Raw genomic sequence first — 12,610 nt, 5'->3', positions numbered from 1 at the left:
CATTAAATCCATTTCACCTTATACAACAAGCAAATCAACTATGCAACTTTTAATTTTCCGAATGTGTGGTGTACATTATGAATAAAGATATGATTTCTATTATGATTGTGGATGATGAACCAATATTCATCGAAGAAATAAAAAGATTATATGATTTTGAAGCAAATGGCTTTGATCTTGTCAGCGAAGCAAGTAACGGCAAAGATGCATTAGAAATATTTGATCGCTATAAACCACAAATCGTTATTTCTGATATTGATATGCCTATTATGGATGGCATTACTTTGGGAAAAATAATTCGATCCAAAAACATAAGAACCGAATTATTATACCTGACCGTTTATGACGAAACAGAATATATTAAATCAGCTTTGCGCCTTTCCGCTTCCGATTATATATTGAAGTTTGAGTTATCCGAACAGATATTGGAAGACAAAATGTATAAACTAAAGCAGCAAATATTACAGCGTAAAAAAACCGAGGCTTCATTACTACAGAATCTTGTGCTAACAATGTATCAGAATAATATACCAGGTAAAATTGATGGCATACCCTTGGTAGATGAAAATATTATTCATCAAAAATTTTTATTTCTGGTTCTGGAGTTGATTCAACCGTTAGCTTTGATTACTGCCACACATGTTAACTATAACAATGAAATAGGTCTTGTAACCGATTTTATAAAAAAAGTAAACTCTAATAATAATCTCTTTTATATGGGAAATTCCCGTTATTTGTTACCTTTTGATCCGCCCAAAAGCCTCAGCGAACAAAAATATTTTAACATTTTAAGTACTATAACAAATAACCTCAAACAATATTTGGAAACATATCATATCAAATATGCCCTTTATATACTACCCAAGCCCACTGACCTCATGGAGTTCCAGAAAATATATTATAGTAATACGCATATTTTTGATATAAAATATTTTGTTGAAGATGTAAAAATTTTTTCATTCAGTCAGCATTATCTGAAAGGTATGGATAAAACTATACAGGCATCTCTGGATGAGAAAGCATCTGTATTAAAAAAATCTATTGAGAGCAAGGATATAGATAAAATTTACTCTTATCACAACGACATCATGGGTGAGTTGAAAAAAACCAGGAATGTAAAAACACTGATTGGATATTTTCAGTCTTTTTATTACTATCTGGAAAACTTGAGTCATCAGTTTGCCTTTGATATCCCGGTGCCGGGCAATTGCTATCACATCGATGATGTCTCGATCTGGCTGCTAAAAACGATACTAAATATAACAAATGAGTTAGGATGCTTACATATAGACTGCCTATCTAATACGATCCAAATAACTATCGCCTACATCAACAGAAATTTTTCTAAGACAGATATGACGATCGACGTGATCGCTGAGCAGACTTATTTAAGCGCAGGAAGGTTGAATAAATTGTTTAAATCTGAAACTGGCATAACCATATACAAGTATTTGAAAGAAACGCGCCTGAATAACGCGAAACATTTACTTAGTACTACAACACTGCCGGTTTACGAAATTTCCGAAAAATGTGGATATAGTTCTTCGCAATATTTCAGTCAGGTTTTTTATGAAACTTTTAACATGACACCAAATACATATCGAAAAAGCAAATGAAAATGAAGAAAAAATATAAAAGTTTGAAAGTAAAACTGTTTCAACGAATTGAAGCTATTGTAGCCATCAGCTTGTCTATGGCTATTATTATATCTTTTTTTACCATCCAGCCGATCCTTTCCGGTCAAACGCTCGATCAATGCGAGCAGGCTACACGGCAAATGACGGAATTGCTTGAAAACACTTTTGATCCTATAGTAAACTATGCCGATACCATAACCTACAGCCGCGATCTTAAATATTCAATTGACAAATATTTAGCATATCCTTCGTCTCAATATAACAGCCAGCTTCAACTTAATCTCTCTGAATTCTCTAACAATCTTTCCTATGTTAGAGGTCTTATGCTGGAACTTCCTAATCAGGAACGCGTTTTTTCTATAAGTAACATATACGATGAAGATCTTCAAATAATTAAAAGTAATTGGTATAAAGAAACGGAAGGTACTTATCTCCTAAAAAAATTCTCCGATTTTTATACAACTGTACAGACTAACGCGACAGCTGATACGCGTGAGGCTATTTCATGTGTTTATTGTCTGAATTTTGAAATGAAGGCACGTAGTTATAGGCTAGTGGTGTTTTTTGATGTGAGTAATCTTATCAGAAGCTTTGATAATATTGCAGCAGCATATTTGGACGACTATACTTTAATCAGTTCAGACGGTCATCCTCAGCCATTACTGGGAAATAATATATTATTGTCTAATGATCTGGATTTCCGTGATCCCACATCATATGAGGAATTGACTGATGGCAGATATTTCCACAGGCAGTCCAACTATGCTAAATGGGCAGTGCTGACATATATTTCAAACAAATCTATCAATAGAGCTTACCGCCTGCTCTTAATCTTCATTGTGCTGATTTATGTTTTTATGTCCGGTCTCACCCTCTTGCTGTCACGTTTCTCCTTTGCGCAATATGTCGTTCCGATCACCAAATTATCCCAAACAATGATCCGGATATCGAAAGGTGATTGGAAAGCACAGGCCAAAATACAAACAGGGGATGAAATCGAAGACCTGGCGAATGTTTTCAACGAAATGCTTAATAACCTCAACTATTACTTCAATATTTCTCTAGAGCAGGAAAAGCAGCAGCAATATATGCGTTATAATCTGCTCATCAGCCAACTGGATCCACATTTTATTTATAATGTTATGAGTATCATCAATGTGCTGGCAAAAAGAGCAGGTAACAAAGATATCGTGGATATTAACACTGCACTGATCCATCTGCTGCAAGATCGTTTGCGCATATCAAATACGGAGATTTTTGATACGGTGCAACAGGAGATTCATGCATTGGAACAATACATCTTTTTGGCAAATTATAAGTTCGGCAAAAATGCCGTAAAGGTTAATTGGCACATTGATGAAACAGTCCTAAATGATAAAATACCCAAAATCATCTTAAGTACACTTGTCGAAAACAGCTTTAAGCACGCGTTTGTTGAAACAACCCGAAAAAACATCTTAGACATCCGGATACAAAAGGAGAATAAGGCCATTACCATTATTGTTCATGATAATGGGATAGGTATGGACGCCGCTACTCTGGCAACGCTAAATGCTTCAACGCCTGTCCAGACGTCCCCGCGCGGTATGCACATCGGTATAAGCAGTATGAAACAGATTTTGCAATATCTATATAAAGATAATATCTCCATTTGTTTTTCTTCGGAGCCTGATAAGGGTACGACTGTTAGAATTTTGTTTCTTTAGTTTAGCAATAAGGCCATAGAAAAGCAGATTGAAGAAATTCAATATTCAGACTGTGCAGGTATCATTTTACTTGGTACTGAAATGACTCCTAAAGATTTCAGGCCATTTACAATACTTCCTATTCCAATCCAGGCAATCCGCAAACGGCATGTCTGCTTCCCAAAGCATTTAATAAGCGAACTATGCCAATACAAAAAAACTTCATCTTTCGATGAAGTTTCAGACCAGGGGATGAGGGAATCGAACCCCCACCAAAGGTTTTGGAGACCCCTATCATACCATTTGACCAATCCCCTGTATTTTTGGTCACTAGATATTTATATCATACTCCCACTTATTTGTCAATAACCTGATTGATTAATATAGCAACATTACTCATACCCCTTCCACCCCACTGATTCGTGTAGGTCCTGATGGGGCCAGGCTGTGGGAATTGCTGCGTCCCCGAAACCAGGCACCCGCCCACAGCTTGGCCCCATATCAGGGCCGGCTCCTTAAATAGTGTTCTTATTTCACCTGCTTTTTCGTCTGCAGCGAGTTAATCAGAACCGCGCCAATAATCAAGGCCCCTTGTACAATATACTGGGTATAGTCATCCACGCCGTTCAGCGTCATCACATTGTTAATGACGCCCAGGAAAATCAGCCCCAGGAACGTCCCCCAAACGCGACCGATTCCCCCAGACAGGCTGGCGCCCCCAATAATAACTGCCGAAATTGCTGTCATCTCCCAGCCTTTTCCGAAAGAGAACGTCCCGGACATAACCTGAGAGGACAACAGGATTCCACTGATGGCACTGCAGAACTGGACGATTGACAGCACGCAGATTTTCACCAGATTTACATTGATACCGGACAGTCTGGCCGATTCCGGATTTCCCCCCACTGCGTAAACCATTCGTCCGAACATCGTATACTTCAGAACCACAAAAGAAATCACAAATATAATCAGCAAAAAGAGCGCCGGAACCGGTACCACTCCAAACAGCATGCCTGCCCCGAACCAGGAAAACCAGCCCGGCAGCGTGGTAACTGGGAATCCTTTCGAGATCACGGCTGCCACACCGTACAGCAGATTCATCATTCCCAATGTGATGATAAAGGAAGGCATTTTAAACTTTGTAAGCAGAATACCATTAAATATCCCGATCAGCAAAGAAACGATCAAGGCTGCCAGCATCCCCAGGATTACAGCGGTTTCCATGCTCATTGCGCCGGCTGCAGACAGTTTTCCGGTAATCAGCGCGGTGATAACACCGCTTAAGGCAACCGTAGAGCCGATCGACAAATCGATCTCTCCCGCAATAATGACAAAGGTCATGCCAAACGCCACGATGCCTGTCATAGACATACTCCGCAGGATATTAAACAGGTTCCTGGTATTTAAGAAAGCGCTGGATGTAAAACTGACTACGATAATCAGTATGACCAGAATAATTTCCAGCATATATTTACTCAATACTTTGGATATTGAGGCAGATTTATTTTCCATTATGCTTCTCCTCCCATGCAAATCGCGTATAATTCTTCGTTGCTGACCTCTTCCGGTCTGATTTCTCCCGTGATCTTTCCTTCGCGCATGATCAGAATCCGCTGACATACCTCCAGCAGTTCCTCCAGCTCTGTGGACACCATGATGCTGGCTACGCCTTTTCTGGACTGCTCCCAGATAATCTTGAATATCTGCTGCTTTGCATTCACATCGATCCCTCTGGAGGGCTCGTCAAAAATCATGACGCTTGGGGTTGTATTCAACCAGTTTCCAATAACCACTTTCTGCTGATTTCCTCCAGAGAGGGAACCCACCGGAAGATCCGGGCTGGCAACCTTGATCTGCAGATCATCAATCTGCTTTTGTATGTAACGGCTCTCTTTTTTTCTTTTTATAAATCCATACCGGGACAGCCGGCCCAAACTCGCGTAACAAAGGTTATTGGCAATCGAAGCGTCCAGGATCAGCCCTTCCGTCTTTCGGTCCTCCGGAGTCAGTGCCATACCTTGTTCTTTCATCTTCCGTATCTGCGATTTTCTTATGGACTGTCCCTGAAATACCACCTCCCCCGATTGATAAGGGTCTGCGCCAAATATGGATTTTAACAGCTCGGTGCGCCCCGAACCCAGCATACCGGCGATACCCAGCACCTCTCCTCTACGCAGTGAGAAGCTGATGTCCTGAAATTTTCCCGGACGGGTCAGATTTTTCACTTCCAGCACCACATCGTCGGATACCATCAGGTCATCCGGCCGGCTCGGTATCTCCACGCTGCCAAACATCATATCGATCAGTTCTTTTCTGGTCGTATCCTTCATGATGGCTTTTCCTATGTATTTACCATCCCGGATCACGGTACAGGTATCCGCGATCTCCCAGAGTTCCTGCAGCTTATGCGATACATACAGGATAATGACATCCTTTTCCTTCAGCGCGCGTACCATTTTAAAAAGCGCCTCCACCTCGTGTTTCGCCAGAGCTGAGGTCGGTTCATCCAGCTGCAGTACCTTAGGATGAAAGCTCATGGCCTTGGCGATCTCGATCATCTGCTTCTGCCACATGCTCAGCTCACTGACCAGGGAATCCTCTTTAATATCGATATCCAGTTCCTGCAGCAGCTCCTTCGCTTTGGCATGGGCGCTTTTCCAGTCAATCAGTTTATTTTTCTTCGGAAGTCTGCCGATCAGTACGTTCTCCGTCACAGTCAGGGACGGAATCAGGCTCAGCTCCTGATAAACTGTGGCTACTCCTTTCGAGAACGCGTCCATTGTACTGTCAAATCTCATTACTTCCCCGTCCAGCAGGATCTCACCTTGTGTAGCCGGCTGGGCACCCGAAAATATTTTTAACAGCGTCGATTTCCCAGAACCATTCTTCCCCACCAACGCATGAACCTTTCCACTCTCAAAGGAAGCTGACACATGGTCCAGCGCTACTGTCCCCGGAAAGATCTTACTAATATTCCGACATTCCAATACACTCATCTGTCATCTCTCCATTTTCCAATTCTCTCATAACTACCTCGCTGTTTTGATATAATATGGGGAGTTACAGCCATAACTCCCCATACTTTTCCTTCAGGATTTATTTGTGTCTCTGTTTATTCTCCTGTTCTCTCTTTCAGATTGGCTAAAAATGTATTGATTCCATCCGGGTCAGCCCGGTCTAACAAGATTCCATCAACGGTCAGAATCGAACCTTCCTCGATATTCGTCTCTTCACCTTCCAGTGTTTTGATCAGCAGTTCCATAGAGTTATATCCCATGCCATAAGCGTCCTGTCCGGTTACGGCCTGAAGAATATTATCGGAATCCTGCAGCATCGCTGCGATCTGCTCCGAAGCGTCGATACCGAATACAAACACCTCACCGGACAGGCCCGCATTTTTCACTGCCATGGTACATCCAACCGTACCGCCGTCATTTGCAGCAAAGATGATATCAATATCCGGATTCGCGGTCAAAATATCATTTGCAGTGGTAACTGCGGTGTCCTGCATCCAGGCATCCTGATCCGCTACTACTTCTACTCCCGGCATGTCTTTGATCTGGCTTAAGAAACCGTCCACACGTGCAGCGCTTTTCTCGGGCAGCAGGGATTTAAACTGTACAATCGCTACTTTGGCTTTTCCATCTAATTTTTCCTCGATGAATTTTTTAGCCACAGCCCCGGTGGATTCTCCCAGCTGGGACTGATCGGATGTATAACCGCCTACGATAAAGTCCGCGTCCGCAAGCGTGCTGTCGGTCAGCGTAATCTTCATGCCTTCCTGGGCTGCCGCCTTCAGGGACGTGATGGAGGATTCCTCATTCAGCGGAGCGATTGCGATTCCGTTGACTCCCTGGCTCAAATAGGTGTTAATCTGATTTGCTTCCTTCGCCTGATCGTTATTCACATTGCTGGTCAGACATTTTACGCCGTAATCCTTAGCTGCGTTTTGATATCCGGTCGACAACAGCTTCATAAACTGATCTTCCAGATAAACAATACCGGCCACGGTGATTTCTTCCGGTTTTAAACCACTGGCCGCATCATCCGTACCAGCCGCATCCTTAGCTGCATCCGGCGTGTTCTTGGTATCCGTCTGTGAGTCCGCTGCCGGTGTCTGCTCTGCAGTTTCCCCGTTGCTTGTGCAGGCTGCCATTGAGAAAACCATTGCTGTAGTCATTCCTAATGCCAGTAGTTTTTTCCACTTTTTCATACTTCTAACTCCTTTTCTGTAGGCCATTGCCATTTGATATTGCTATTATATAATCCCCCTGCCCGGTCCACAACATGACAGTTTTTTGATTTTTTGTAATATTTATACCTTATCGTGCAGCTTGCTGCACGCCGGCCCGTAGGGCATGTATTATGGGATGCCATTCATTTATTATTCATCCTGGTATCGGATAGGCAGGCAGATTATAACTTTGGTGCCTGTTCCCTGCTCTCCTTCTATGTGAACGCCATAGCCTTCCCCATACCGGAGCTTAATCTGTGTATTAATATTCAGAATAGCAAAATTTTGCCCTTTCGCCCCCTTGCTGTCTTTCAAAGAAGCCTGGAGCAGCTCCATTTTTTCATTGGACATTCCTGCCCCATTGTCCTCTATCGTAAGGTATAGTATTTCATCACTGGTTTCTGCTCTGATGAAAAGCTCGCCTGCTTCCCGCTTTTTCTCCAGGCCGTGATAAATCGCATTTTCCACAAATGGCTGCAATACAAGTTTTGGTACTCTGCAAGGATACAGCTCCTCAGAGGCAAACACCTGATATTGGAATTTCCCCCGGAAACGTATATTTTGTACGGTCAGATAGCTTTCCACAATATCCAGCGCATCCCGGAGAGTAACGATATCTTTTCCCTCCGATAAACTGACGCGGAAAAACTTGGACAGGGCGTATACCATGTCGGCAATATCCGGTACATTGCGCAGCCTGGCGATACTGTAGATGGAATCCAGCGTGTTATACAGGAAATGCGGGTTGATCTGTTCCTGCAGCAGCTTGATCTGTATCTCTTTGTTTAACAGCCTCTCTCTGCTGAGATCTTCGATCAGGCGTGATAATTCCTCTACCATCTGGTTGTATCCCGTATATACATTTTTGTATTCATCCTGGCGGTTATCATCAATCCTGTATTTTAAATTGTGTCTCTCTATCTCCTGCATTGCCTTCACCAGCTTCTGAATCGGCCCGTATATCATGCGGGAAAGAAGCCCGGACACCAGTATGATCAGAAAGACGCTGATTACAATCGTGATGACCAGGAAACGCTTGGTCTGCTCCATCCCTTCCAGAACCCGGGCGGAACGGATCGTAATCAGATATCTCCAGTTTGCAAATTCAGAAGTGTCATACAGGACATAATATTTTTCTTTTTGGATATTTTGTTCAAATTCTCCTTTCGTCCTGCCAACGGAATCGATGTGTTCCATCATCTGCCGGTATGCTTCCTCATCGATCTCGTCGCCGGAGCCATATACGAATTCCCCATTCAGGCCCGCGATTCCAATATCCCCTGCAAAGCTGCTGATATTCGAGGTATTCAGGGTATGAAATACATTTGGTTTGATATTTATCGCGCAGATTCCGATCACTTCACCCGTACTTCCCATTACCGGCAGATTATAAGTGATCAGCTTATTTTCTTTACCTTTCCCCTTTAAGGAATAATAATTTACTTCGTTGGTCGCGTACCAACATCCCTGATATTTTTCTTCCATCCCCTTGCACAAAAAGGACACGTTCTCTTCCTGGATATCTTCATAATAGGTGGAGCTGGAAGTGATGATAGTATTCTGGTGCGGCAGATACAGATAATAGGAATCGATCGAACTCATGATTTTTGGAGCTTTTATCATCGAAATATAATTATTGATTGTCTGGTAAATAGAAGGGTAATAGACTGCCTTTTCAGCCTCTGTAAATGGTTTTTCCTTTTCCATTACCTGCAGAATATTCTCTTTGGACAGCATGGACTGGCTGAGACTCAATACCGCACCCAAAGATGTATCCAGATCCTTGATTGCATTTCCGATATCCATCTGGACACTTTCCTTCATCTGGGATACGACTGCTTTCTGGGCACTTTTATATGTCATCATGCTGAGTAAGGTGGAAGGAATAAAAATAGACATAAAAATAAGGATAAATATTTTCACTTTCAGGCTCATATTTTGAAATGACATCTGATACCCCCTGTTTTTCCAGTCTCTGTTCCAAATACAAATGCCCTCTGTGATACCGCCAAAAGTGTCACAGAAGGCGTTTACGTTTATAATGTAGTTTTTAGTTATGGTACGACCATAACCGCTTTTAAAGCATGTTCTCTGTCCTCAATGTATTGATGCAGCCCTTCCACCATGTTTTCCAGCAAAAATACATGGGAGATCAAATCCTTTGTGTCAACCAGGCCGGCTTTCAGCATGTCGATGCATTTTGGAAAATACAGCGCCGGTATCGCATTGGAACCGCGGATCTGCAGCTTGTTTAAATGAACCTTATTGGAATCAAAGGACACGATCGCGTCAGGACCATAACTGATACCCAGGAAAGCAATGGTTCCCCCCACGTTGGCCACATTCACCGCGCTGCCGATCGTCTTCGGAGGCGCGGTCACCAGGACTTTGTCCACTCCCCCTTTTTCAAAGGGATAGTCCTCAAGCTTTACTTGATCTGTATATATAATTTCATCTGCGCCATATTGCTTTGCCATCTCACAGCGTGCTGTGGCGTCCGAAAATTCAGCCGCATAGATCTTTCTGGCTCCGCTGGACTTCGCCATCTTAAGGGCCATCAGGCCGATCGGTCCCAGCCCCAGAACCAGCACGTCGTCATTCAGATGCAGGTCTGCCGTCATCACCAGATCCGCAGCCACGCCCAAAGGCTCCATGATGCAGGCCTCCTCAAAGGATAGTCCGTCAAATTTTACGCAGAGTTCCGCTGGTACGATAGCATACTCGGCAAAACCCATGCTGGGATCTTTCATTTCCATAAAACTGGGGCCGTTCAGATCCCAATCCGGCCGGCCGTTCAGGGAACACTCCGCCAGCGGATTAAAAGTGGAAGTCTCGATTACAACCTTATCCCCCACTTTTATATGCTCTACCTCTTCTCCGGTCTTCTCTATCACTCCGGAAAACTCATGTCCGAATGGTTCCCAGTCTTCTGCCGCATAGCGTGCCAGTATCGCATCATGTCCACAGAATCCACAAGCTTTCACCCGCACCAGCACTTCACCCTTTTTTAACTCACGAAGGCTGACATCTCTTAGTTCAAATTGGAAGGGGGCCTTCAAATAACCAGCTTTCATTATTATCTCTCCTTTGCACAATGACTTACTTTCCAGACAAGTATAGCAAAAGAGCATACAAAAACATACAGGACAATTTTGTGATATTTTATACTATTTTAAGCGATTCCGGTAGTGTGTGGGGATATCCCCGGTCACCGTTTTGAAAATCTTCGTAAAGTATTGGACATCGCTGTATCCGACCTGTTCTGCGATCTCATAGATCTTTAAACATGGATCGTTTAAAAGCTCAACCGCCTTCTTAACTCTGAATTTCATCAGATACTTTGTGAAGGATTCATTCATCTCCATTTTGAAGATCTTGCAGAAATAGGATGGATTCAGGAAGATTTCCCCCGCCACATCGTTCAGTGTGATCGGCTCCTGGTAATGTTCCTCAATGTAGGCCAGCGCAAGCCCAATGATTTTGCGTTTGTGTTTGCTTCTGACCTGCAGCAGATGATCGATCAGCAGATATGATATTTCTTCCAGATTTCTTTCAAAATCATCTATGCTTTGTATATTGTTCAACTTTTCGAAGAACAGATAGTCAAAGGTAGGAAGAATCTCCGGTAAAGTCTGAAACTCGTCGGTTGATTTGATTACAGAATATATAATATCCATATATGCCGCTTTTAAATCCAAAGGCCGCGGAACAGGCTCCTGCTCTTTCAGCGATGATATGATACGCTGAACAGAACAAGCCACCTCGTTCTTATTTCCCGCTTCTATATGATTTTTAATCTTCTCGATCTCATAGCTGTCGATTCTGTAAGCGTTGGATCTATCCTCCATACTCTGAGCATGATACACCATATCTTTACCCAAATAAGCCTTATATAACAAAACCTGTCTGGCCTGCTGGCATGATAGAGACAGGTTCAGAATATCCTGGCACGGATTACCGATACCAATAGAGACTGTCTTGTGAAACACTTCTTTGATCAATGCCTTAATCTCATAGGCGCTGGCTACCACCCTTTTCAGGAAATCCTGCAGGGAGTCCTGGCAGCATAATACGCAGACAACCTCACCGTTACTGGAAAGCACCACATCATTTTCACCAATAAAGTCCGCATAATCTTTCGTAATGTTACACATCCCGAACTGAAGCAGGTTTAATTCCTCCACAGATTCTTCCCGCTCCAGCTCATCCAGCTGTACGACAAAACAAAGATAGTTATAATGGTCCACGGATTTATAAAAATAACGGAATTCCTGTCTTGCTCTTTCCTCGCTGGGATAATAACCATTGAGCAAATTCAGGATAAACCGTTCTCTCATTACAGCGCTATTAGCTTTCATTTTTTTCTGAAGGTCTTGTAACAGGCTGTCCCGTTTTTCTTCCTTCTCCACTAGAAGTGTGCATCGTTTTACCGTATTCAGTAATTCTTCATCATTTACCGGCTTCAGTATATAATCAAAGGCCCCCAGCTTAATCGCAGACTGGGCATATTCAAAATCAGAGTAGCCGCTGAGTATGATAACCTTGCTCTTTAGCTGTTCATCTTTCAGCGCTTTCGTAAATTCCAGACCATCGATGCACGGCATTCGTATGTCGGTCAGGACAATATCCGGCTTAAGCTCCCTGGTTTTCTTAAGCGCCTCTTCCCCGTCAGCAGCCTCTCCGATCACCTCTACCTGTATAAGATTCCAGTCGATCATCTGGCTGATTCTCTCCCGTATCCAAACTTCATCGTCTACAACTAATAATCGAAACAAAGTTCTCTCCTTCTACATGTGGTCCGTATATTAAAAAGTTACATAATATTAAAAAGTTACATAAAATTAATGTAAATCAAAAAAATTCCACTGGATATGGAACCCCCCATATACAGCAGAATCAAAGCAGATAAGCATATGCCTTCAAAACTACACACTGTAAAAATCATTACCATCCGTTCAGCTCTCTTCCTAGCCTCTAATCTCAAACCACCAGACCATTCTGGTCAAGCCCTCGACCTATTAGTAGCAGTCAGCTCCGTACATTGCTGCACTTCC

Annotated in this window: 8 protein-coding genes and 1 tRNA gene; 2 read left to right on the top strand and 7 right to left on the bottom strand. The window is 42.9% G+C overall.

The window, feature by feature from the left end:
* Positions 1–77 precede the first annotated feature (77 nt).
* Both KTH90_RS24225 and KTH90_RS24220 read left to right on the top strand, forming a co-directional pair.
* Positions 78–1,616: a response regulator transcription factor gene (locus KTH90_RS24225; RefSeq protein ID WP_158355603.1), complete on the top strand. Its 1,539-nt coding sequence runs from the start codon at positions 78–80 to the stop codon at positions 1,614–1,616.
* A 2-nt stretch (positions 1,617–1,618) separates the two neighbouring features.
* Positions 1,619–3,343 (top strand): sensor histidine kinase, encoded by a 1,725-nt coding sequence (locus KTH90_RS24220; RefSeq protein ID WP_238727578.1) that lies wholly within the window; start codon positions 1,619–1,621, stop codon positions 3,341–3,343.
* Positions 3,344–3,568: 225 nt separating this feature from the next.
* On the opposite strand, the gene KTH90_RS24215 is transcribed toward KTH90_RS24220, so the two are convergent.
* From KTH90_RS24215 to KTH90_RS24185, 7 genes are all read right to left on the bottom strand, one after another.
* Positions 3,569–3,639, bottom strand: a tRNA-Trp gene (locus KTH90_RS24215).
* Between the two features lie 211 nt (positions 3,640–3,850).
* Positions 3,851–4,834: an ABC transporter permease gene (locus KTH90_RS24210; protein ID WP_238727577.1), complete on the bottom strand. Its 984-nt coding sequence runs from the start codon at positions 4,832–4,834 to the stop codon at positions 3,851–3,853.
* Positions 4,834–6,318, bottom strand: coding sequence for a sugar ABC transporter ATP-binding protein (locus KTH90_RS24205; protein WP_158355600.1), 1,485 nt, complete (start codon positions 6,316–6,318; stop codon positions 4,834–4,836). The genes KTH90_RS24210 and KTH90_RS24205 overlap by 1 nt, the downstream gene beginning before the upstream one ends.
* Positions 6,319–6,434: 116 nt before the next feature.
* Entirely contained in the window at positions 6,435–7,535 is a 1,101-nt protein-coding gene (locus KTH90_RS24200) for a substrate-binding domain-containing protein (RefSeq protein WP_238727576.1), read from the bottom strand.
* Positions 7,536–7,706: 171 nt separating this feature from the next.
* Entirely contained in the window at positions 7,707–9,506 is a 1,800-nt protein-coding gene (locus tag KTH90_RS24195) for a sensor histidine kinase (RefSeq protein ID WP_158355598.1), read from the bottom strand.
* 104 nt (positions 9,507–9,610) lie between these two features.
* Entirely contained in the window at positions 9,611–10,630 is a 1,020-nt protein-coding gene (locus KTH90_RS24190; RefSeq protein WP_238727575.1) for a zinc-dependent alcohol dehydrogenase, read from the bottom strand.
* Between the two features lie 93 nt (positions 10,631–10,723).
* Positions 10,724–12,331, bottom strand: a complete 1,608-nt coding sequence (locus KTH90_RS24185; RefSeq protein ID WP_158355596.1) for a response regulator — start codon at positions 12,329–12,331, stop codon at positions 10,724–10,726.
* Positions 12,332–12,610: the final 279 nt, after the last annotated feature.

The organism is Diplocloster modestus (assembly GCF_019042245.1).
GTDB classification, from domain to species: Bacteria; Bacillota; Clostridia; order Lachnospirales; family Lachnospiraceae; genus Diplocloster; species Diplocloster modestus.
Note: the sequence above shows the minus strand (reverse complement) of the source record. Positions and strands in the feature narration are given on the sequence as shown.

Excerpts from the sequence above, each read along its gene's own strand:
- KTH90_RS24225 (WP_158355603.1), top strand. The coding sequence starts at position 78 with ATGAATAAAGATATGATTTCTATTATGATTGTGGATGATGAACCAATA.
- KTH90_RS24220 (WP_238727578.1), top strand. The coding sequence starts at position 1,619 with ATGAAGAAAAAATATAAAAGTTTGAAAGTAAAACTGTTTCAACGAATT.
- KTH90_RS24210 (WP_238727577.1), bottom strand. The coding sequence starts at position 4,834 with ATGGAAAATAAATCTGCCTCAATATCCAAAGTATTGAGTAAATATATG.
- KTH90_RS24205 (WP_158355600.1), bottom strand. The coding sequence starts at position 6,318 with ATGAGTGTATTGGAATGTCGGAATATTAGTAAGATCTTTCCGGGGACA.
- KTH90_RS24200 (WP_238727576.1), bottom strand. The coding sequence starts at position 7,535 with ATGAAAAAGTGGAAAAAACTACTGGCATTAGGAATGACTACAGCAATG.
- KTH90_RS24195 (WP_158355598.1), bottom strand. The coding sequence starts at position 9,506 with ATGTCATTTCAAAATATGAGCCTGAAAGTGAAAATATTTATCCTTATT.
- KTH90_RS24190 (WP_238727575.1), bottom strand. The coding sequence starts at position 10,630 with ATGAAAGCTGGTTATTTGAAGGCCCCCTTCCAATTTGAACTAAGAGAT.